Below are 20901 nucleotides of genomic sequence, written 5' to 3' on the forward strand. Positions count from 1 at the left end.
CCATGATTACCGCGATCGTGATGATCCAGGCGCAGAACTCTCGCATCCCCGAGACCGCGCAGGCCCTCGCCGACACCGAAGGAGTCGCCGAGGTGTACTCCTGCGCCGGTGACGTGGACCTGATCGCGATCGTGCGCGTGCGCGACCACGCGCGCATCGCCGAAGTGGTCACCGCGGGCATCGACAAGGTGGAGGGCGTGGTCCGCACCACCACCCACATCGCCTTCAAGTCCTATTCCAGCGCCGACGTGGAAGCCGGATTCTCGCTGGGGGAGTGAGCCTTCGGGCTCAGCTCTCGTCGAGCGTCCTGGTGAGTTCGGCCCAGCTCTGCAGCAGCTTCGCCGCCGCCCCGCTGTCCACCGCGGCGGCGGCGCGCTCGAGCCCGTCGGTCAGCGCCGCGTCCAGGTCGAGATCGACATCGCCGACCCCGCGCGAGAGGTCGTAGGCCACGATCGCCGCGGCCGAGTTCAACAGCACCGCGTCACGAACCGGTCCGGCCGTCCCCGCGAACACATCGCGCGCGACCTGGGCGTTGACCTCGGCATCCCCGCCACGCAGGTCGTCCAGATCCACCCTCGCGATGCCGAGCCGCGTCGGATCGATCAGCGTTTGTCGGATCCGCCCCCCACTGACCACCCACACATCGGTCAGATCCGAGGTGGTGATCTCGTCGAGCCCGTCACGCCCACGCACGACCAGCGCACTCGACCCACGCGCCTCGAACACCCCCGCGATCACGGGTGCGAGATCGGCGAACGCGCACCCGATCAGCCCAGCGCGCGGCTGGGCCGGATTGGTCAGCGGGCCCAACACGTTGAACACGGTCGGGATGCCGATCTCCTTGCGCGCGGCCCCGGCGAAACGCAGCCCCGAGTGGAACAGCGGCGCGAAACAGAACCCGATCCCCGCCTCGCGCACCGATCGCGCCACCGACTCGGGTCCGAGCGCGAGCTTCACACCGAGCGCTTCGAGCACATCGGCGCCGCCGGACTTCGACGAGGCCGCCCTGTTCCCGTGCTTGACCACGGGGACCCCGGCCGCGGCCACGACCACCGCGGACATGGTCGAGATGTTCACCGACCCCGAACGATCGCCGCCGGTGCCGACGACATCGACCGCGTCGCCGTCGACGTGGACCAGCCGCGCGTGCCCGAGCATCCCGGCCACCATGCCCGCCAGTTCGGTCGGCGTGGGGCCCTTGATCTTCATGGCGACGCCGAACGCCGCGATCTGGGCCGCGGTGGCGTTATCGGTGAAGATCTCGTCGATCACCCAGGTGGTGTCGTCCGCGGCCAGGTCGCCACCGTCGGCGAGGGTTCCGAGCACCTGGGCCCAGCTGCGCACGCTCATCTGCTCTGCTTCTCCTTCGACGACACCGTTGCGCCACTGTAGATCGGGCGCGCGGAGGTGGCGCAAGGTCTTTTGCGCCGTCGGGCAAGTTTACGGGGCGGTGCGCGGGGGTTGCAGCGCGTCCCAGCCGTCGGCGACCCCGTCGTGGCGCTGGGCGAGCCCGGCCATCCGCGAGCGTTCCTGCGAGCAGGTCAGCGGATCGAGCCGTTGCACCCGCTGCAGGATGATCGGGACCAGGTCCTCGGCCGGAGCGGCGGCCTCGGCGCGTTCGTATCCGTCGTACCCGGCGATCTCGCACGCGGCCTCGATCTGCCCGGCGGGCAGCCGCAGATGGTGGCGCAACACCGCATCGGCCTCCCGATCCAGCTCGCTCGCCCGATCCAGCGCGGTCGAACACGCCTCGACATCGTCGAAACTCGACGCGACCACCACGAGATCGTCGCGCCCCGGGTCCAACTCCCGCGCCGACCCACCGAACAGCCGCCGCCACATCCGCACCACGACCATCGCCGCCTCCTCGTCTCAGCCTATCCACATCCAACGCTGTCACAATGGGTTGTCGCGCGGTCGTCGCCAACACGCCGACGGATGTCGTGGACCCCCTCTGTGCGTGGGTTTTCCGACTGGCGCCACAAACTTTCGTACCCGGGTACATGTGTCGTACTACGAAGAGTCATACTTACCCCGTGACGACCGCAGTAGGCACCCCAGGATCGGCCATTACTCAGCGTGTGCATTCGCTGAACCGGCCCAACATGGTCAGCGTCGGAACCATCATCTGGCTGTCGAGCGAGCTGATGTTCTTCGCCGGACTGTTCGCCATGTATTTCGTTGCTCGCGCGCAGGCGCACGGGAACTGGCCCCCGGAGCCGACCGAGCTGAACATGAAGCTCGCGATTCCGGTGACGGCCGTGCTGATCGCCTCCTCGTTCACCTGCCAGATGGGTGTGTTCGCCGCGGAGAAGGGCGACGTGTTCGGCCTTCGTCGCTGGTACACCATCACCCTGCTGATGGGCGCGTTCTTCGTCGCCGGGCAGGGCTACGAGTACTACCACCTGGTGGAGGAGGGAACTTCGATCGCCGGCAGCTCGTACGGCTCGGTTTTCTACATCACCACCGGCTTCCACGGTCTGCACGTGATCGGCGGTCTGATCGCGTTCGTGTTCCTGCTCGTCCGCACCACATTGAGCAAGTTCACCCCCGCCCAGGCCACCGCCGCGATCGTGGTGTCCTACTACTGGCACTTCGTCGACATCGTCTGGATCGGGCTGTTCGCCACGATCTACTTCGTCCGATAGCGCGCGGCGCACACAGCATTTGCACAAGTCGGTTCCGTCTACTCCAAAGGGACACAGATGAGTTCATCTCCCCCGTCGGCCCCAGAGCCCGCCGGCCACGGCGCCGGGCAGGACGCACAGGCCGCCAAGGCGCGTAAGCAGCGCCGCGCCCGTCGTCGTATCGCGGGTGCTCTCGCGCTGATGATCGGCTTGGTCGGAGCCGGCTTCCTGGCTACCGCGCTCACCCCGCAGGCGCAGGTCGCGACCGCGCACGAGGACCAGTCCGCGCTCATCCGCGAGGGCAAGCAGCTCTACGACACCTCCTGCGTGACGTGCCACGGCGCGAACCTGCAGGGTGTCGCCGACCGTGGTCCGAGCCTGATCGGCGTCGGCGAGGCCGCGGTCTACTTCCAGGTCTCCTCCGGTCGCATGCCGATGGCCGCCAACGGCGCCCAGGCGCTGCGCAAGCCGGAGAAGTTCGACGCGCACCAGACCGACGCGCTCGGCGCGTACGTCGCCGCCAACGGCGGTGGCCCCTCGGTGATCCGCGACGCCAACGGTGAGATCGCCCAGGAGTCGCTGCGCGGCGACGATATCGCCCGTGGCTCGGAGCTGTTCCGCATGAACTGCGCCTCCTGCCACAACTTCACCGGTCGCGGTGGCGCGCTCTCCGGCGGCAAGTTCGCGCCGCCGCTGGCCGAGGCCAGTGAGCAGCAGATCTACCAGGCGATGGTCACCGGCCCGCAGAACATGCCCAAGTTCTCCGACCGGCAGCTGACGTCGGAGGAGAAGCGCGACATCGTCGCCTACGTCAAGAACTCCGCCGAGGAGAAGTCACCCGGCGGCTGGGATCTCGGCGGGTTCGGTCCGGCGACCGAAGGTTTGGCGATCTGGGTCATCGGCATCACCGCCGTGGTCGGCGCCGCGATGTGGATCGGATCGCGGTCATGATCGGTCAGCGCGCGGAGGCGGCAGCGCAGCGTAACCACGCAGCGCGCCCGAGCATGACGAATTGGATGCAGCCATGAGTGGACAGGAGCACAGCGACATGGGTCGCGAACCCACCGAAGACGAACTGGACGCGATGTCGCGTGACGAGCTGGTCGAGCTCGGCACCAATCGCGACGACGTCGATGTCGTCTACCGCAACGAGCGGTGGCCGGTGCCGGGCACCAAGGCCGAGAAGCGCGCCGAACGTGCGGTCACGTTCTGGTTCGCCGTCTCCGGCCTCGCCGCCGCCGCGCTCATCGGTGTCTTCCTGTTCTGGCCGTGGGAGTGGAAGGGCTACGGCGACGAGGGCCACAGCGCCTACTCGCTGTTCACCCCGCTCGTCGGCCTGACCTTCGGCATCTCGGTGCTGGTCATCGGTGTCGCGGTGGTGCTGATCCGCAAGCGGTTCATCCCCGCCGAGATCTCGATCCAGCAGCGCCACGACGGCCCCTCCGACGAGGTCGAGCGGCGCACCCTGGCGGCCGAGCTGCAGGACGCGCTCGACACCTCCACCCTCGGTCGTCGCAAGATGATGCTCGGTACCGCGGGCGCCGGTGTCGGTGTGCTCGGTATCGGCGCACTGCTGGTGTTCGTCGGCGGCATGGTGAAGAACCCGTGGGCCAAGGGCGACAAGTCGCCGCTGTGGGTCTCGGGCTGGACCCCGGACTACCCGGGCGAGACCGTCTACATCCGCCGCGACACCGGTCGCCCCGGCGACATCGTGCTGGTGCGTCCCGAAGACCTGGACGCCGGCTCGATGGAAACCGTGTTCCCGTGGAAAGAGAAGTGGCGCGGCGATGAGCACGCCACGCTCGAGTCGCTGCGCGGTATCCGCAACGCGGTCATGATGATCCGGTTGCGCACCGAAGACGCCGAGAAGGCGATCAAGCGCAAGGGCCAGGAGAGCTTCAACTTCGGCGACTACTTCGCCTACTCGAAGATCTGCACCCATCTCGGCTGCCCCACCTCGCTGTTCGAGCAGCAGACCAACCGGATCCTGTGCCCCTGCCACCAGTCGCAGTTCCTCGCGACCGAGTGGGCAAAGCCGGTCTTCGGTCCTGCCGCCCGCGCACTGCCTCAGCTGCCGATCACCGTCAACTCCGAGGGCTTTCTGGTCGCCGCGGGCGACTTCATCGAGCCGCTCGGCCCGGCCTTCTGGGAGCGTCGTTCATGAGCGTTGTGGCCAATCAGGCAAATGAGATGGACGAGCGGTATCGCGCCGCCGCGTTCATGAAGCGTTCGATCAACAAGGTCTTCCCGACCCACTGGTCGTTCCTGCTGGGTGAGATCGCGCTCTACGCGTTCATCATCCTGCTGCTGTCGGGTGTGTACCTGACGCTGTTCTTCGACCCGTCGATGACCCACGTGGTCTACGACGGCGCCTACCAGCCGCTGCGCGGCGTCGGCATGTCGCGGGCCTACGAGACCGCGCTGAACATCTCCTTCGAGGTGCGCGGCGGTCTGTTCGTCCGGCAGATCCACCACTGGGCGGCCCTGCTGTTCGCGGCGTCGATCATCATCCACCTGTTCCGCATCTTCTTCACCGGCGCGTTCCGCAAGCCGCGTGAGGCGAACTGGGTGATCGGCTCGCTGCTGCTGATCCTGGCGATGTTCGAAGGCTTCTTCGGCTACTCGCTGCCCGACGATCTGCTCTCCGGTACGGGTCTGCGCGCCGCGTTCTCGGGTATCACCATCGGTGTCCCGGTCGTCGGTACCTGGCTGCACTGGCTGATGTTCGGCGGCGACTTCCCCGGCGACATCATCATCCCGCGCCTCTACATCGCGCACGTGCTGCTGCTGCCCGGCATCATCCTGGCGCTGATCGGCGCGCACGTCGCGCTGGTCTGGTACCAGAAGCACACCCAGTTCCCCGGACCGGCCCGCACCGAGCACAACGTCGTCGGCGCGCGCATCATCCCGGTGTTCGCCGCCGACCAGGGCGCGTTCTTCGCGTTCACCCTCGGCATCGTCGGCATCATGGGTGGCGTCCTGCAGATCAACCCGATCTGGAACCTCGGTCCGTACAACCCGTCCCAGGTGTCGGCGGGTTCGCAGCCCGACTTCTACATGATGTGGACCGACGGTATGGCGCGTCTGATGCCCCCGTGGGAGCTCTACCTGGGTCGGTACACGATCCCGGCGGTGTTCTGGGTCGCGCTCATCATGGGTCTGGTGTTCACGCTGCTGATCGCTTACCCGTGGATCGAGAAGCGCCTCACCAACGACCACTCGGCGCATCACAACCTGCTCCAGCGTCCGCGCGACGTGCCGGTGCGTACCGCGATCGGCGCGATGTCCATCGCGTTCTACGTGGTGCTCACGCTGTCGTGTGTCAACGACATCATCGCGCTGAAGTTCGACATCTCGCTGAACGCGACCACCTGGATCGGTCGTATCGGCGTGCTGTTGCTGCCGCCGATCGCGTACTTCATCACCTACCGGTTCTGCATCGGTCTGCAGCGCAGTGACCGGGCGGTGCTCGAGCACGGCATCGAGACCGGTGTGATCAAGCGTCTGCCGCACGGTGAGTACATCGAGGTGCACCAGCCGCTGGGCGGGGTCGACGCACACGGCCACGCCATCCCGCTGGAATACCAGGGCGCCCCGGTGCCCAAGAAGATGAACAAGCTGGGTTCGGCGGGCAAGCCCGGCACCGGTAGCTTCCTCAAGGCCGATCCCAAGGCCGAGGGCGAGTCCTGGGCCGAGATCGAGGAGAACGAGGAGCACCGGATGCTCACCGTTCTCGCCGAGCAGCAGGCGATCGCGAACAACAGCGAGCCGTTCGGTCACTGATCGAGCATCGCGAACAACGAAGGCCCCGAGTCGAATTCGACTCGGGGCCTTCGCTTTTGTCCTACCGGCGCGGTGTTCTACAGGCGCGGTGTTCTACAGGCGCGGAGTGCGCCGATATGTCTCGATGGCCTCGAACTTGGCCAGGTTGTGGCGGGCGTCGGCGAGTGCGTCGTGCGCGTCATCGGGGATGGGCGGCAGGGCGGGGCTGCCGTTGACGGCCCAGTGCTGGCGCAGTTCGTTGGTGTAGCGCGGCATGCCCTTGGGCAACGCTGTCATGTCACCCCACAGCTGGCACAGCGCCACGTGGTCGTACGCGCCGACCCAGGCCCACAGCTCCGGCTGCACGCTGGGCCGGGGCAGGAAGAACTTGAACAGGTCGTCGCGGATCTGTTCCCTGGTGCGATACAGCGGCGACCCGGCGGCCGGCAGCTTCGGCAGCACATGCTTGCGCACCCACGGCCCGGCCCGCCCGGCGTCGAATTCGGTGGAGACCGCGTAGTACTCGCGCCCGTCCTCACAGACGACGCCGATCGAGATCAGGTCGATCGTCACCCCATCCTCGATGAATTCCGAATCGTAGAAATATCGCAGGGAGATCGCCTCTTCGTGCCGGTGGGTTGCTCGTGGGCTCCGGCGCGACGGGCGATGGACCCCACGATGGGTCGACGAAACCCTATGTGGGCGCTCTGTGCGTGTTTCGCACGGGTCGGCGGTGGCTTCGCGGGTACGCCGGATAGTCGCCCGTGCGCGCGGGTCGTATTCTGATCTGGTGACCTGGACCGTCGACGTACCCATTGACCGCCTGCCGGAACTGCCGCCGCTGCCCGAAGAGCTGCGTGGTCGCCTCGATGCCGCGCTGGCCCGGCCCGCCCTGCAGCAGCCGTCCTGGGACGCCGACGAGGCCGCCACCATGCGCACTGTGCTGGAGAGCGTGCCACCGATCTGCCTGCCCGCCGAGGTGGAGGACCTCAAGGCGCAGCTGGCCGCTGTCGCGCGCGGTGAGGCGTTCCTCATGCAGGGCGGTGACTGCGCGGAGACCTTCGCCGACAACACCGAGCCCCACATCCGCGGCAATATCCGCACGCTGCTGCAGATGGCCGTGGTGCTCACCTACGGCGCGAGCATGCCGGTGGTGAAGGTGGCGCGGATCGCGGGCCAGTACGCCAAGCCGCGCTCGTCCGACACCGATGCGCTGGGCCTGAAGTCCTACCGCGGCGACATGGTGAACTCGCTCGTCGCCGACGAGGCTCTGCGTCGCCACGACCCGTCGCGTCTGGTCCGTGCTTACGCCAACGCCAGCGCCGCGATGAACCTGGTTCGTGCCCTGACCAGCGCGGGCACGGCCGACCTGCACCGCCTGCACGACTGGAACCGCGACTTCGTCGCCCAGTCGCCCGCGGGCGCGCGCTACGAGACCCTCGCCGAGGAGATCGACCGCGGTCTGCGCTTCATGGCCGCCTGTCAGGTCAACGACCCGAGCCTGAAGACCGCGCGTATCTACGCCTCACACGAGGCGCTGGTCCTCGACTACGAGCGCGCGATGCTGCGGCTGAGCGAGTCCGAGACCGGTGAACCGCTGCTCTACGACCTGTCCGCGCACTTCCTGTGGATCGGTGAGCGCACCCGTCAGCTCGACGGCGCCCACATCGCGCTGGCCGAACTCCTCGCGAACCCGATCGGGCTCAAGATCGGGCCCACCACCACGCCGGAACTGGCCGTGGAATACGTCGAGCGGCTCGACCCGAACAACGAGCCCGGCCGGCTCACCCTGGTCGCCCGCATGGGCAACGGCAAGGTGCGCGATGTGCTGCCCCCGATCATCGAGAAGGTGCAGGCCACCGGCCACCAGGTCATCTGGCAGTGCGACCCCATGCACGGCAACACCCACGAGTCGTCCACCGGTTTCAAGACCCGCCACTTCGACCGCATCGTCGACGAGGTCCAGGGCTTCTTCGAGGTGCACCACGCCCTCGGCACCCACCCCGGCGGGCTGCACATCGAGCTGACCGGCGAGAACGTCACCGAGTGCCTCGGCGGCGCCCAGGACATCTCCGATCTCGACCTCGGCGGCCGCTACGAAACGGCCTGCGACCCGCGCCTGAACACCCAGCAGTCCCTGGAACTGTCGTTCCTGGTCGCGGAAATGCTGCGCTGAACCAGCGGGACGAGCCCGGGGCGGTCAGCGGGGACCGCGCCCGGGCTTTTCTTTGTCCTTCTCGGGATCCTTGCCCCTTCAAGGCAGGGCGGTGAGCGTGACGACGCTGCCCGCCTCCACATTCGAGTTGAAGCCGGGTACCTGGCCGATGACCAGGGAACTGTCCGAATCGGTGAGGGATTTGACCTCGACCCGTAGACCGAGCTGTTGCAGTTTGGACCGGGCACTGCCGACGCTTTGACCCATCACATTGGGGACCTTGACCGCATTCGACACGATCAGCGTCACGGTATCGCCCGATTGCAGGGTGGTGCCGACGGCCGGCTCGGTGGCGATGGCCTTGTCGCCCTCGACGCTCTTGTCGAACTGCACGCGTGTCTCGCGAACGACCAGGCCCGCGGTGGTCAGCGCACTCGCTGCCTCCTCGGCGGTCTTGCCGCGGACATCGGGCACGTTCACCGGCTGGGAACCCTTGCTGCGGTACACCTTCACCTGCGCGCCCATCGGCAGGATCGTGCCCGGCGCGGGCTCCACCTTGGCCAGCGAACCCTTCGGTGCGGTACTGGCCGCCTCGCCGCTGTCGATGGGCTGCAAACCGGCATCGCGGATCGCCTGGTTGGTGGCGCTGAGCTGGTCGCCGGGCTTGATGTCGGGCACCCGCGGTTTGCCGTTGGAGATCAGCACCGCGACCGTGGAACTCTTGGTCACCCGCGACCCGGCCGACGGATCGGAGCCGACGACCCCGCCCACCGGGACCGTGTCGGAGGCCTTCTGCCGTAACTCCGTCTCGAAACCGGCTTCCTGCAGGACCGCGACGGCCCGCTCGGAGTCCATGCCCGCGATCGGCGGCACCGCGGTGTAGCGGCCGACGCCGATCCACCAGCCGCCGATACCGACCAGCAGGGTCAGCGCGGTGACGATGCCCACCCACACCAAACCTGTTCGGCGCGAATGATCGTCGCCACCGCCGAACGCGCTCGCCGCCGGTGCGGGGGCGTACTCCTCCGGGCGCGGGCGCGGTGCGGTAACCACCCGGGTGTGGTGTGGTTCGGGCGCGGGGGAATGGTGCGCGGCCATCGGCGGCGGGGTTGCCGGGCGCTCGCCGGGATGATGCGCGGCGCCGGTCTGATAGCTCTCGCTGAGATGTTCGGCCGAATCGCGCGGTGCGGGCACCCGGTAGGGCGGCAGATTCAGCTCCATCGCGATCGTCTGCAGTTTCGCCGCCATCTCGTTGGCGTCGGCGAAGCGCTGCGCGGGGTCGCGGGAGGTGGCCTTGGCGACCAACGCGTCGAATTCGGGCGGTACGCCACCGATGAAGTTGCTCGGGGCGGGCACATCGTTCTCGACCCGCTGATACGCCACCGACAGCGAGTTGTCGCCGGTGAACGGCACCCGCCCGGTGAGCAGTTCGAAGATCAGGACGCCGAAGGAGTACACGTCGCTGCGGGCATCGGCGGTGCCGGTGGTGACCTGCTCGGGGGAGAGGTAGGCGGCCGTGCCGAGGATCACGCTCGCGGAGGTGGTGTTGGCGGCGGCCACGGCACGGACCAGGCCGAAGTCGGCGATCTTCACCTCGCCCGCGTCGGAGATCAGCACGTTCTCCGGCTTCACATCGCGGTGGACCAGGCCCGCGTCGTGGGCGGTGCCGATCGCGCGCAGCACCGGCTCGGCCACGGCGCGCACGGCGTGTGGCGGCATCGGCCCGCGTTCGCGCAGCAGCTCACGCAGCGTGCCGCCCTCGACCAATTCCATGATCAGGAACGGGTATTCGCCATCGACGCCCTGGTCGTACACGGCGACCAGCGATGGATGCTTGAGCTTGGCCACCGCCCGTGCCTCGAACTCGAAACGGCTGAGGAACTGGGGGTCACCGGCGAACTTCGGGTCCATCACCTTGATCGCGACGGGGCGATCGAGCCGGGTGTCGGTCCCGCGGAAGACCATCGACATCCCGCCGCGAGCGATCGGCGCATCGATGCGATAGCGCCCTTCCAGCATCTGGCCGATCAAGTGATGTCCTCCGGCATTCAACCGGCCGCCGTGTGCGGCCACCACGATGGTAACCGGGTGGTGTGGGCATGCCAGACGATGCGTGCGCGCCGACACGTACTACCGTTGTGGGAGTGAGTGCCTTCCCCTGCAGCGACGACGTGCTGCCCGACACCGAAACCATCGTCTCGCTTCCCGAGGCGGCCGATATTCTCGGCATCCCGGTCACCTCGGTGCACCAATTGCTGCGTGACCACCAGATCCTCGCGATCCGCCGCGACGGCGTCGCGGGCATTCCGTCCCGCTTCTTCGATTCCGAGGACGAGATCGTCCGCATGCTTCCGGGCGTGATCACCGTCATGCGCGACGCGAAGTACACCGACGAGGACATCCTCGGCTGGCTCTACACCGACGACCCCTCCCTGCCCGGTCGCCCGGTGGACGCTCTGCACGGGCAATTGGCCCGCGAGGTGGTTCGCCGCGCGCACGCCGAACCCTTCTGACCGTCACACCGCAGGATCGCGCGCGACCACGATCAGTGGCCGTTGCCGGCGAACCGCAGTGACTGGCGGTCGCCGCTGGGGGTCGTGAAACCCTTGGCGGCGACCAGGATTCGGCGACGGCGGGGGACCGTGGCCCGGGTGGTGAAGACCTGGTAGTCGGCCGCTTCGATGCGGTCGAGGATTTCGGCGTAGAGGATGGCGGCGGTGGTGATCGCCGGGCGTACGCGGGGGGCGAGCAGGGCGATGCCGGGGACGGCTTGCCGGTAGATGTCGCGGTTGACGGCGATCAGGTGGGCCAGCGCGCGCCGCAGCGGTGCGTCGGTGTGGCCCCGATGACGGCAGTCGCGCAGGTGGGCTTCGTCCACGCCGAACGCCGTCAGCTCGTCGAGGGGCAGGTAGACGCGGTCGCGGTCGAGGTCTTCGGCGACATCGCGCAGGAAATTGGTGAGCTGGAAGGCCTCGCCGAGGGCCGCGGCGGCCGGTTCGGCCTCGGTGACGGGGACGACGGTGCCGAGGACCGGCAGTAGTTGCAGGCCGATGGCCGCGGCGGATCCGCGCATGTACTCGCGGAGCTCGCTCATCGTGGCGTAGCGGGTGCGGTGGGTGGCCGTACCGGGGACGTCCATGCGCATGGCGTCGAGGAAAGTCCAGATGTGGGTGTGCGCGATGTCGTAGCGGCTGATGGTGTCCGCGGCCGCGGTGATGATCTGATGGCGGCGCGGGTCGGTGGTGTCGAGGTCGCCGTGTTCGAGGGCCAGTCGCAGGTGTTTCTCGACGAGGTCGAGGTGCTGGGCGGGGGAGACGTCGACGACCTGCGGAGGTTCACTCGGTACGGGAGCGTGCGGCTGGGCCGCGGTTCCGGCGAGCCGCGCTGGGGCGCGTCGACCAGCGATGAGTTCGGTCGGAGCGAGGCTGTGCCGGGTGCCGTCGCGGGGGTCGAGGACGCGGGCTGGGTTGTCGGCATGGTCGACGATGTCGTCGACCATCCGGGCGAACGCGTACAGCGCGTGTACGGCCCGCCGACGTTCCGGTGAGAGCAGTGTGGTGGCCAGGTAGTAGGTGCGCCCGTGCTCGGCGGCGATCCGCCGGCAGCTCGCGTAGGCCGCATCCAGATCGGCGGTCAGCGGTCGGGCATCGCCGGGCGCGTTCACGGTGTCGCGTCGAGGCCTCTGCGCGCGAGGGCTCATGCTCGAACTGGCGGCGCCGATTCCGTGGCAACGGCCTTCGAACCGGCCGAACGCAGATGCAGCGGATCGACGGTGCGCAGCGACACCGCCGCGACCACGGCGGCGAAGGTCGCGAGCGCGACATGCCAGAAGTTGTAGAGGCCGATCGACCCGTCGGGCTGGAACACCAGCATCAGCCATGTGCAGATCCCGACCAGCCACATCAACGTGCGGGTCGACATCGCGAACCCGGCGGCCAGCGCGAGCGGCCACGAGTAGTACCAGGGCAGCGCGGCGGGGGAGAGCAGCACGATCGCGACGAACGCGATGATGATGCCCATCACTGCCTCACGCTCACTGTGCCGGAACCGCCACCAGGTTGCGACGAGCAGCGCGACCATGGCGATCTGGCACAGCAGGCGGGTCACGTCCAGGACGGAGTTGAAATCGAGCGGGGTCACCCAGGTGACCATGTGCGCGAGAATCGTCGGCAGCGACAGCCAGTTGATGATCTTGTTCGAGCCCTGCAACGCGGTGACCCAGCCGAAGCCGACTCCCGCGATCACCGACGCCGCGCCGAACACCAGCGCGAACACGCCCACGCCGATACCGGCGATCTTGGCGAAGACGAACAGCGGGTGCGGCATATCCGCGGACGGTCTGGCAGCGTCGGGGTGTTTCTGTTCTTCGGCGAGTGCGGCGTCGGAATCCACCGCGGCTCGCCGCTCGGCGGCTCGCCGTTCCTTCTCGTGCAGAATCCAGATCCACACCAGGAACGGCAGTGCCACGCCTGCCGTCGCCTTGATCGCCACGCCGATGGCGACCACCACGATGCCGGCCACATGATGGCGTTCGAGCACGAGCGCGACGCCCGCGCACATCAGCCCGACCATCAGCATCTCGTTGTGCACGCCACCGATCAGATGCACCAGCACCAGCGGGTTGAGCACGGCCAGCCACAGCGCGACCGTCGGCTTTCCGCCCAGATGCTTGGTCAGATACGGCACCGCCCACATCATCAGCGCCAGTCCGGGCAGCATGACGACGCGCAGCGCGATGGTCCCGGCGATGACGTTCTCGCCGGTGAGCGAGGTGATCGCACGGCCCATCAACAAGAAGACGGGGCCGTACGGGGCGGTGGTGGTGGTCCAGACCGGGCTCACGTTGTCCAGCAGCACGCCGGGATTGGCGACGGGACCCACCTGATAGGGGTCGAAACCGTCACGCAACAGGGCACCCTGGGCGAGGTAGGAGTAGGAGTCACGGCTGAACATCGGCGCCGCGAACAGCAGGGGCGTGATCCAGATTCCGACGATCGCCCGCAACTCGTTGAGCGTGACCGTCGATTCGCCCTTGCCGATGGTGGTGCGACCCAGCCGGACCCACGCCGTGATCATCAGCAGCACGCCGATCCAGATCACGATCGTCGACAGCACGTATCCGTGGCCGAATCGCAGCCACGACAGGTGCAGCGCTTCGAGCAGCGGATCGCGCTTGCGAACAGCCCCCGCACCGAAGCCACCGAAGGTGATCATCATGGCGCCGAAGAAACCCATCAGAGCAGCGTGGCCCTCGGGGCTCCTGGCGAACTCGCCTGCGGTGCGCAGCCAGGTCCGGACGCCCGGGTCGCTCCCGGCGGGTAGGTGACGCTGGCGCTCGAGGGTGCGCGTGTTGTCCATGGTGCCTACGGTCGTCTCGGAGGGCGGCATGTTCGGTCGGTCCCCCCGGATGGTCGGCGGTCGCAACCGCGAGCTGATAAGTCGGCCGTCAGTTTACGGCTTCAAGTTGGAACACTAACCCGGTGGTCGGTACCGGCGTGTGCCCGGCTGCCGGTGATTCGTGCCGCCGCCAGCTTGCCGGACAGCAGTGTGGTGGGCACACCCACCCCCGGAGTGGTGCCGCAACCTGCGAGAACGACGTTGTCCACGCCCCTTGGCAGATTGCGTGGCCGGAAGGGCCCGGTTTGCCGGAATACATGGGCGAGGGAGAACGGTGTGCCCGCGATCATGCCCTGGGCGGCCCACGTGGCGGGTGTGTCGAGGTGGTCGACGTGGAAATATTCGGCGATGCCGGTGTAGCCCCGCTGCTCCAGTACCCCGAGCAGTTCGCGTAGGTAGGCGGGGGCGAGCCGGTCCCAGTCGAGCGGGGCGGCGGTCAGGTTGGGGCACGGCGCGAGCACCGACAGCGGTTCGAAGCGCCCGGTGGCCCGGTCGACGAACTGGTCGGCGTCGGTGAGCGCGGGCCGGGTGAGCAGCAGCGACGGATCGCTCATGAGCCGGCCGCGGCCCTTGCGCGCGGCGATCTCGGCGAAGGTCTGTGCCCAGGCGGCGCCGAACTCGATGGTGTGATGGGCCTGTACGGGCCAGCATGCGGCGACTTCGGCCGGGATGGTGCCGTGGGCGACGACGGCCGAGGGAGAGGCGCGCAGGCCGCGACGGTGGCGCAGGCCGAATGTCGGCAGTGAGCCGATGTCGGCGGTGAGGACCACCGCGTCGCAGGGGTAGGTGCGCCCGTCGGCGGTGCGCACCGCTTCGGCGCGTCGGCCACGGCCCTTCTGCCCCTGTCCGTTCGGTGTCCGTCCGGGGCGATAGTCGATGCCGTCGACCTCGGCATTCAGTACGAGCTGACCACCCGCGGCCGTGAACGCCTCGGCGAGCGCCGCCGTGATCGCGCGCATTCCGCCTTCGGGGAAGTAGACACCCAGGCAGGTGTCCATGTTCGGGATCGCGCCGTAGACGGCGAGCGCGTCGTCCGGCGACATGCCCGCGTACAGCGCCTGAAAGGTGAACAGCCTGGTCAGTCGTTCGTCGCCCAGAAAGGACCGTACGCGCGGCCCGAGTTTTCCGAAGCCGCCGAGCTTGGCGAGCGCGGTGAGCGCGGCCCTGGAGCGCGGGGTGCGCACCATATCGAGCGGCGAATCGAAATCGGCGTTCATGAACTCGTCGAACTCGGCGTCGTAGACGCGGCCGAGCCAGTCGCGCAGTCGGCGGTAGTTGCGCGCTTCGGTAGGCCCACAAGCACTTTCGACCTCGGCGGCCATCAGATCGGCGTCGTCGAAGACGCGGATGTCGCTGCCGTCGGCGAAGCGTGCGTGATAAGCGGGCGCGAGGTGGTGGATGCGCAGGCCCACGCTCTGCCTGGTGTGCCCGACGGCGGCCAGCGCGTCGTCGATCACCTCCGGCAAGGTGAGTACCGTTGCGCCGCTGTCGATCTCGTAGTCGTCGAACCGGTATCGACCCACCCGGCCGCCCGGATGATCGGCCCGTTCCAGCACCGTCACCTCGCGACCCGCGCCCCGCAGGTGCAGCGCGGCGGCTAGACCTGCCAGCCCGGCTCCGACTACGACGACGTGATTCCCTTGTCCCACAACACTTTTCCTATCAGGCTGCGCGGCGAGTGGCAGCCAGTGCCATGGTGTGGAGCAACTGCTTGGCCTCCGGTGTCGCGGAACTGGTCGCGATGGCGGCGAGCCCGGTGTCGGTGAGCTCGGTGATCCGGCGCTCCACCTCGTCGACCGCGCCCAGGTCGGTGAGCACTGCGCGCAGCCGGTCGACGGCGCCGTCGTCGAGGTCCGTGCCGAGGCCGGTCCGGATCAGCGCGGCGGAGGCCGGATCGGCCCGGCGCAGCGCCTCGGCGATCAACACGGTCCGCTTGCCCTCCCGCAGGTCGTCGCCCGACGGCTTCCCGGTCACCGCCGGGTCGCCGAACACGCCGAGCAGGTCGTCACGCAGCTGGAACGCGATCCCCACGTCGGTTCCGTAGATCCGCAGCGCGTCCACCAGCGCCTCGTCGGCACCCGCCAGCGCCGCGCCCAGATGCAACGGGCGTTCGATCGTGTACGCGGCGGTTTTGTACCGGTTGATCCGCAACGCGGCCTCGACCGACTCGTCGCCGCCCGCCTCGCCGTTGATGTCGAGGAGTTGCCCACCGAGCACCTCGGTCCGCATCCGGGCCCACACCGGCGCGAACCGGGCAAGCGCTCGCGGGCTCAAACCGGCCTCGTGCACCAGATCGTCCGCCCAGGCCAGCGCGAGATCGCCGATCAGAATCGCGACCGCCGAGCCGTAGGCGGCGCCGTCGCCGGGCCAGCCCGCCGCCGCGTGCCGATCCTCGAACTCGATGTGCACGGTCGGGAACCCGCGCCGAGTACGCGAGGAGTCGATGATGTCGTCGTGCACGAGCGCGCACGCCTGCACCAATTCCAGGGCCGAACAGGCGGTGAGTACGGCGGCGGCATCCGGCCCGGCGGGATCGCCACCGGCGCCCAGCCAGCCGGTCCACGCGAATCCCGGTCTCGTGCGCTTGCCGCCACGAACCACGAACTGTCCGAGCGCTTCGACGGCGTCGAGGAAGACGGGCCCCAGCGGCTCGACGATCTCACGCCGGGTGGCGAAGAAACTGGTCAGCACCTGTTCGACAGCGGCGACGAAGGCCGGTGTGCCCGGGGTCAGCGCGACGAGATCGACCGAGGTCAGAGCGTCGGCGGCGGACCGGGATAGCGGGGTACCGATTCCGGCGGACAGGGCGGCCTCCAGGGGCGAAGTGGGCGAACAGCGGGACCGGTTGGGCACTCGGTGGTGCGGTCACCAGCGTTGTCTCGAACGATACGCGGGCGGACCGGGCGCGCTCGCGGCGCACAGGGCCGCTGCGACGCAGCCCACATCCGGGTTTCCGCGGTGCTGCCGCCCGCGGGCATGTCCATCGGCCTTGACGCATTGTCCGGTGTTCGGCGCCCGGTTTCCCAGTCGGTGCCGGGGCGTCATCGCCTCCCACTAGACTGGGCCGGTGGATTTCGACAATGGACGGGGAAGTTCGACCCCAGATCGACCCGCCCAGCGGCCGTCGATCGTCTCGAACACCCCCTCGGTGGTGCAGAGTCTGCGCACCCATTCGGGCAACGGCGTGCCGTTCTCCGTGGAGTTCAACCCTCCGCGCGACGAAGCGGGCGAGGCTCGGCTGTGGCGCGCGGTTCGCGAGTTCGAACGCATGCATCCCGCCTTCGTGTCGATGACCTACGGCGCGGGCGGTTCCACCCGCGACCGCACCGTGCGTATCACCGGTGCGCTCGCGCAGGAAACCACCCTGCTCCCGGTCGCCCACCTCACTGCGGTCGGGCACAGCATCGCCGAACTGCGCTCCCTGATCGGCTCGTACGCCGACTCCGGCATCTGCAATGTCCTGGTCCTGCGCGGTGACCCGCCCGGTGACCCGCTGGGCGAATGGGCCAAGCATCCCGGCGGGGTCGAATACGCAGAGGAACTGGTCCGCATCGTGCGCGATCTCGGGGACTTCCACGTCGGCGTTGCCTCGTTCCCCCAGGGCCACCACCGCTCGCCCGACCTCGACCACGACACCCACCACCTGGCGGCGAAACTCCGTGCGGGAGCGGAGTATTCGATCACCCAGATGTTCTTCGACGTCGAGCACTATCTGCGTCTGCGCGACCGCGTCATCGCCATGGACCCCATCGAGGGCGCCAAGCCGATCATCCCCGAGCTGATGCCCATCACCTCCCTGCGCACGGTCGCCCGCGCCGAAGAACTCAGCGGCCGCCCCGTCCCCGCCGACGTGGTAGCCCGCCTCACCCGCGCGGCAGGCACCGGCCCGGAGGAAGACCGTGCCGCCGTCCGCGCCGAAGGCATCCAGATCGCCACCGAAATGGCCCAGCGCCTCACCGAAGAAGGCGCCCCCTGCCTCCACTTCATCACCTTGAACTTCGCCAAGGCCACCAGCGAAGTCCTCACCAACCTCGGCTACGGAGTATCCGCCGCCCCCCTCAGCGCCTAGGAACAGGGCTTACCGCGTGACGGCCAGGTCGTTCCAGGTGCGTTCCCAGCTGCGGGTCATCGCCGGGTAGACGATGCCGTAGCGGAAGGGCTTGATCAAGGCCATGTAGAAGCGGCCGAACCAGCCGTTGGGCTTCACCAGGACGGCCATTTGTAGGTGGTAGCCGGTGTTGTCGGGGACCCAGCCCAGGTGCATGATGCCGTGCATCGTGCCGTTGGCGATTTCGGCGGCGTATTCGTTGTCCAGGACGTAGAGGGCAGTGAGGGGGCTGTCGTCGGTCGGGACGTCGGTGTCGCGCAGGTCGGCGGGGAGGCGGTCGCGGAGGGAGGCGACCCGGGTGCCGGTGCCTGCGTCTTCGCGGTCCCAGCCGAACAGTTCGCCCAGCTTCCAGCGGATCTTGAACAGCAGGCCGCTGATGCCGGTGGACTCGGAGGCGCGTTCGGCCTGGAGGGCGGCGAGCAGGGCGGGGAAGTCGTCGGGACCGCCACCGGGGGTCCGGAATTTCCAGATGTCCTCGACATGGAAGTCGGGAGCGATCTCGTGGATGCGCCAGGGTTGGCCGGTGTGGGCCGATTCGGGTAGTCGCATAGCTGGAACCTCCATGTGTACGGCGGCGTATAAGTCGAGAGTAGCGCTGATATACGCCTACGTATAGAAGGGGGGTGTGATTGATGCGGGCTTGACGAGAGCGTGGGGGCCGCGAAACGAGTCCGGGCCCCCGGTGAACTGGTGCTACTCGTGTCGTTCGGGTTTGACGAATGCCGTAGTGGCCAAGGCGAGCACGAGCAGGCCGGCGCACAGGTAGCTCGCCACCTCGATGCCTGCGGCCATGGCCGCGCGCGCCGCTTCCGCGATGGGCACTGTGTCCGGGTTTTCGGCGAACGCTCCGATCGCCGAACCGGCGCTGTCGGTGACGGTCGACTCCAGTTGCCGCACTTCGGGTTCGGGCAGGCCCGCGTCGGTCAGGCGGTCGCGCAGGCCGGTGCCGACGGTGCTGAAGTAGATGGTGGTGAGGACGGCGATGCCCAGTGCTGAGCCGAGTTCGCGTGCCGCGCTTTGGATTCCCGAGCCCTGTCCCGCGCTCTCGCCCGGCACGTCGGCGAGCACGATATTGGTGACCTGGGCGGTAGCGAAGCCGACGCCGATGCCGTAGACGAACAGCGCGAGCGCGATCGACCACCAGCTGCTGTCCGCCGCGGCGAACAATCCGAGCAGCGCCAGTCCGGCCGCTTCGAGCAGCAAGCCGATCCTGACCTGGCCCAAGGCCGAGACCGAGGCCGTCAGCGAGAAACTCGCGCCGCTGGCGACGAAACTGCCGATCGCGAGCGGCAGGAGGGCGAGCCCGGCCTGCAGCGCGGTGTAGTCGAGGGCGAATTGCATCCACAGCGGCAGGACCGCGATGATGCCGAACTCGCCGACGCCGACGATCAGTGTCACCACATTGCCCCTGCGGAACGAATCGATCGAGAACAGCCGCACGTCGAGCAGCGGTTCCCCGTCGGTACGTCCGAGTAGCGCCTGTCGGCGCCAGAAGAGCCCGAGGGCGAGGGCGGCGCCGACGAACGCGACGAGAACTGGTGAAGGCCCACTGCGCCAAGCGAACCCGCCGATGCTCAGCGGCTCGGTGACGACCAGCCATCCGTAGTGCCGACCCTCGATCATGGCGAAGGCGAGCAGCCCGAGGCCGAGTGCGGACTGGGCCGCTCCGAGCCAATCGACGCGACCGGCGTTCTTCGGTGCGGCGGGGAGATGGATCAGCACGGCCACCATGATCAGCGCGACCGCGGGGATGTTGATGCCGAAAGCCCACCGCCAGGAGAAGTCGGCAAGCCAGCCGCCGAGCAGCGGGCCGAGCGCCGCGGCCGCGCCGATCGTGGATCCCCAGATCGCGAAGGCCTGTCCGCGAGCCTTTCCGGTGAATGCCGCGTTCACCAGAGCCAGCGAGGTCGGCAGGATCATCGCCCCGCCGACGCCCTGCAGGAAGCGGGCCGCGATGAGCAGGCCGCCACTGGGCGCGAGCGCGGCGAGCAGGCTGGTGGCGCCGAAGACGGCCAGCCCGATCAGGAACAGCCTGCGTGCGCCGTAGAGATCGCTGAGTCGGCCGGCGACCAGGAGGAGCGCGGCGAAAACGATCGCGTACGACTCCTGGATCCATTGCGCCTGAATCGAGGTGATCGCCAGGTCCTCGACGATCGGCGCGAGGATCACGTTCACGATCGTCAGGTCGACCACGATCAACGCGACGCCGAGTGAGACGGCGATCAGCCCCAGCCACAAGCGCAGCGGTGGAGTCTCGGTTTCTGTCCGCACTATACCTCCGTCGTAAAGTTACTTTACAATGAAGGTAAATGGCGGGCCGGTAAGTTGTCAATCGGTGGTCGACGAGAGGAAGAGATGGTGGAGCAGACATCCGGCGATGTCGCGATGCGGCGGCAGCGGCTCGCCGCGGGGCTCATCGACTACGGCGCGAGCTTCACCGAACTGGGCCGCCGATTCGCGGAAACGCTCGGCGTGCACTCCACCGACGCCTTCGCGCTGATGGAGATCGCGGCCGCCGAACACGCCGAAGAACCGCTGTCTCCCGCGCTGCTGAGCAAGCGGATCACCCTGACCTCGGGGGCGATGACCACCCTGCTCAACCGGCTGGAGCAGGCGGGATACATCACCCGCAGCCGCGAGCACGCCGATCGCCGGGTCGTGACGTTGCGGTGCAGCGCGAACGCTCGACAGCTGGCCGACGAGTTCTTCCACCCGATCAACGCCGAGCAGGACGCGATCCTCGCCGAATACGAGCCCGACCAGCTCGCGCAGTTCGAGCGGTTGCTCGAGCGGTTGCGCACGGCGATGGACCCCGGACAGCCGAAGGGCGCCCCGTAGTCGAGTCGACGTTG

General features: G+C 68.3%; 19 protein-coding genes. 9 read left to right on the forward strand and 10 right to left on the reverse strand.

Annotation, left to right across the window (positions count from 1 at the left end; all coding sequences use genetic code 11):
- Positions 1-2 precede the first annotated feature (2 nt).
- A complete protein-coding gene (locus tag ACFULV_RS24180) occupies positions 3-278 on the forward strand; it encodes an Lrp/AsnC family transcriptional regulator (protein ID WP_378636588.1) in 276 nt (91 codons plus the stop codon).
- 10 nt (positions 279-288) lie between these two features.
- Here ACFULV_RS24180 and trpD read toward each other — a convergent pair whose 3' ends face one another.
- The gene (gene trpD / locus ACFULV_RS24185; RefSeq protein ID WP_378660416.1) at positions 289-1350 is read right to left on the reverse strand and encodes an anthranilate phosphoribosyltransferase; all 1062 of its coding nucleotides are present in this window, start codon (positions 1348-1350) and stop codon (positions 289-291) included.
- Positions 1351-1440: 90 nt separating this feature from the next.
- Positions 1441-1857, reverse strand: a complete 417-nt coding sequence (locus ACFULV_RS24190; protein WP_378660418.1) for a hypothetical protein — start codon at positions 1855-1857, stop codon at positions 1441-1443.
- A 179-nt stretch (positions 1858-2036) separates the two neighbouring features.
- On the opposite strand from ACFULV_RS24190, the gene ACFULV_RS24195 reads away from it, so the two are divergent.
- The 4 genes from ACFULV_RS24195 to ACFULV_RS24210 all read left to right on the forward strand — a co-directional run bounded on the left by ACFULV_RS24195 (position 2037) and on the right by ACFULV_RS24210 (position 6410).
- Positions 2037-2648: a heme-copper oxidase subunit III gene (locus tag ACFULV_RS24195; RefSeq protein ID WP_301905794.1), complete on the forward strand. Its 612-nt coding sequence runs from the start codon at positions 2037-2039 to the stop codon at positions 2646-2648.
- Positions 2649-2705: 57 nt separating this feature from the next.
- On the forward strand, positions 2706-3578 hold the full coding sequence (locus ACFULV_RS24200; RefSeq protein ID WP_378636596.1) for a c-type cytochrome: 873 nt from the start codon (positions 2706-2708) through the stop codon (positions 3576-3578).
- 73 nt (positions 3579-3651) lie between these two features.
- The gene (locus ACFULV_RS24205) at positions 3652-4791 is read left to right on the forward strand and encodes a ubiquinol-cytochrome c reductase iron-sulfur subunit (RefSeq protein WP_358071506.1); all 1140 of its coding nucleotides are present in this window, start codon (positions 3652-3654) and stop codon (positions 4789-4791) included.
- A complete protein-coding gene (locus ACFULV_RS24210; protein WP_378636599.1) occupies positions 4788-6410 on the forward strand; it encodes a cytochrome bc complex cytochrome b subunit in 1623 nt (540 codons plus the stop codon). Before ACFULV_RS24205 ends, ACFULV_RS24210 begins: the two co-directional genes overlap by 4 nt.
- Before the next feature lie 93 nt (positions 6411-6503).
- Here the strand turns inward: ACFULV_RS24210 and ACFULV_RS24215 are convergent, their stop codons facing one another.
- On the reverse strand, positions 6504-7001 hold the full coding sequence (locus tag ACFULV_RS24215; RefSeq protein WP_378636821.1) for a polyadenylate-specific 3'-exoribonuclease AS: 498 nt from the start codon (positions 6999-7001) through the stop codon (positions 6504-6506).
- A 178-nt stretch (positions 7002-7179) separates the two neighbouring features.
- Between ACFULV_RS24215 and ACFULV_RS24220 the strand changes: the two genes are divergently transcribed.
- A complete protein-coding gene (locus ACFULV_RS24220) occupies positions 7180-8565 on the forward strand; it encodes a class II 3-deoxy-7-phosphoheptulonate synthase (protein WP_378636602.1) in 1386 nt (461 codons plus the stop codon).
- Between the two features lie 78 nt (positions 8566-8643).
- Here the strand turns inward: ACFULV_RS24220 and pknB are convergent, their stop codons facing one another.
- Positions 8644-10563, reverse strand: coding sequence for a Stk1 family PASTA domain-containing Ser/Thr kinase (gene pknB, locus ACFULV_RS24225; RefSeq protein ID WP_378660571.1), 1920 nt, complete (start codon positions 10561-10563; stop codon positions 8644-8646).
- Between the two features lie 125 nt (positions 10564-10688).
- Here pknB and ACFULV_RS24230 point away from each other — a divergent pair, with 125 nt between their 5' ends.
- Complete coding sequence (locus ACFULV_RS24230) at positions 10689-11057, forward strand: Rv2175c family DNA-binding protein (RefSeq protein WP_378636605.1); 369 nt, start codon at positions 10689-10691, stop codon at positions 11055-11057.
- A gap of 32 nt (positions 11058-11089) precedes the next feature.
- On the opposite strand, the gene ACFULV_RS24235 is transcribed toward ACFULV_RS24230, so the two are convergent.
- The 4 genes from ACFULV_RS24235 to ACFULV_RS24250 all read right to left on the reverse strand — a co-directional run bounded on the left by ACFULV_RS24235 (position 11090) and on the right by ACFULV_RS24250 (position 16758).
- Complete coding sequence (locus ACFULV_RS24235) at positions 11090-12208, reverse strand: phytoene/squalene synthase family protein (RefSeq protein WP_378660421.1); 1119 nt, start codon at positions 12206-12208, stop codon at positions 11090-11092.
- Positions 12209-12240: 32 nt separating this feature from the next.
- The gene (locus ACFULV_RS24240; RefSeq protein WP_378660424.1) at positions 12241-13902 is read right to left on the reverse strand and encodes an alpha-(1->6)-mannopyranosyltransferase A; all 1662 of its coding nucleotides are present in this window, start codon (positions 13900-13902) and stop codon (positions 12241-12243) included.
- Between the two features lie 101 nt (positions 13903-14003).
- Positions 14004-15590 (reverse strand): phytoene desaturase family protein, encoded by a 1587-nt coding sequence (crtI, locus tag ACFULV_RS24245; RefSeq protein ID WP_378660427.1) that lies wholly within the window; start codon positions 15588-15590, stop codon positions 14004-14006.
- A gap of 13 nt (positions 15591-15603) precedes the next feature.
- Entirely contained in the window at positions 15604-16758 is a 1155-nt protein-coding gene (locus tag ACFULV_RS24250; RefSeq protein WP_378660573.1) for a polyprenyl synthetase family protein, read from the reverse strand.
- 250 nt (positions 16759-17008) lie between these two features.
- On the opposite strand from ACFULV_RS24250, the gene ACFULV_RS24255 reads away from it, so the two are divergent.
- On the forward strand, positions 17009-18010 hold the full coding sequence (locus tag ACFULV_RS24255; protein WP_378636616.1) for a methylenetetrahydrofolate reductase: 1002 nt from the start codon (positions 17009-17011) through the stop codon (positions 18008-18010).
- 9 nt (positions 18011-18019) lie between these two features.
- Here the strand turns inward: ACFULV_RS24255 and ACFULV_RS24260 are convergent, their stop codons facing one another.
- Together ACFULV_RS24260 and ACFULV_RS24265 are read right to left on the reverse strand one after the other, a co-directional pair.
- On the reverse strand, positions 18020-18598 hold the full coding sequence (locus ACFULV_RS24260; RefSeq protein ID WP_378660430.1) for a DUF2867 domain-containing protein: 579 nt from the start codon (positions 18596-18598) through the stop codon (positions 18020-18022).
- 144 nt (positions 18599-18742) lie between these two features.
- On the reverse strand, positions 18743-20320 hold the full coding sequence (locus ACFULV_RS24265) for a DHA2 family efflux MFS transporter permease subunit (RefSeq protein WP_378660433.1): 1578 nt from the start codon (positions 20318-20320) through the stop codon (positions 18743-18745).
- 87 nt (positions 20321-20407) lie between these two features.
- Here ACFULV_RS24265 and ACFULV_RS24270 point away from each other — a divergent pair, with 87 nt between their 5' ends.
- Positions 20408-20887 (forward strand): MarR family winged helix-turn-helix transcriptional regulator, encoded by a 480-nt coding sequence (locus ACFULV_RS24270; RefSeq protein WP_378660435.1) that lies wholly within the window; start codon positions 20408-20410, stop codon positions 20885-20887.
- The last annotated feature ends 14 nt before the right edge of the window (positions 20888-20901 follow it).

This window comes from Nocardia sp. NPDC057272, from assembly GCF_042668615.1.
Classification (GTDB): Bacteria; Actinomycetota; Actinomycetes; order Mycobacteriales; family Mycobacteriaceae; genus Nocardia.

Coding starts and splice junctions, on each gene's coding strand:
- ACFULV_RS24205 (WP_358071506.1), top strand. CDS start 3,652: ATGAGTGGACAGGAGCACAGCGACATGGGTCGCGAACCCACCGAAGAC.
- ACFULV_RS24240 (WP_378660424.1), bottom strand. CDS start 13,902: ATGGACAACACGCGCACCCTCGAGCGCCAGCGTCACCTACCCGCCGGG.
- ACFULV_RS24260 (WP_378660430.1), bottom strand. CDS start 18,598: ATGCGACTACCCGAATCGGCCCACACCGGCCAACCCTGGCGCATCCAC.
- ACFULV_RS24180 (WP_378636588.1), top strand. CDS start 3: ATGATTACCGCGATCGTGATGATCCAGGCGCAGAACTCTCGCATCCCC.
- pknB (WP_378660571.1), bottom strand. CDS start 10,563: ATGCTGGAAGGGCGCTATCGCATCGATGCGCCGATCGCTCGCGGCGGG.
- trpD (WP_378660416.1), bottom strand. CDS start 1,350: ATGAGCGTGCGCAGCTGGGCCCAGGTGCTCGGAACCCTCGCCGACGGT.
- ACFULV_RS24210 (WP_378636599.1), top strand. CDS start 4,788: ATGAGCGTTGTGGCCAATCAGGCAAATGAGATGGACGAGCGGTATCGC.
- ACFULV_RS24190 (WP_378660418.1), bottom strand. CDS start 1,857: ATGGTCGTGGTGCGGATGTGGCGGCGGCTGTTCGGTGGGTCGGCGCGG.
- ACFULV_RS24200 (WP_378636596.1), top strand. CDS start 2,706: ATGAGTTCATCTCCCCCGTCGGCCCCAGAGCCCGCCGGCCACGGCGCC.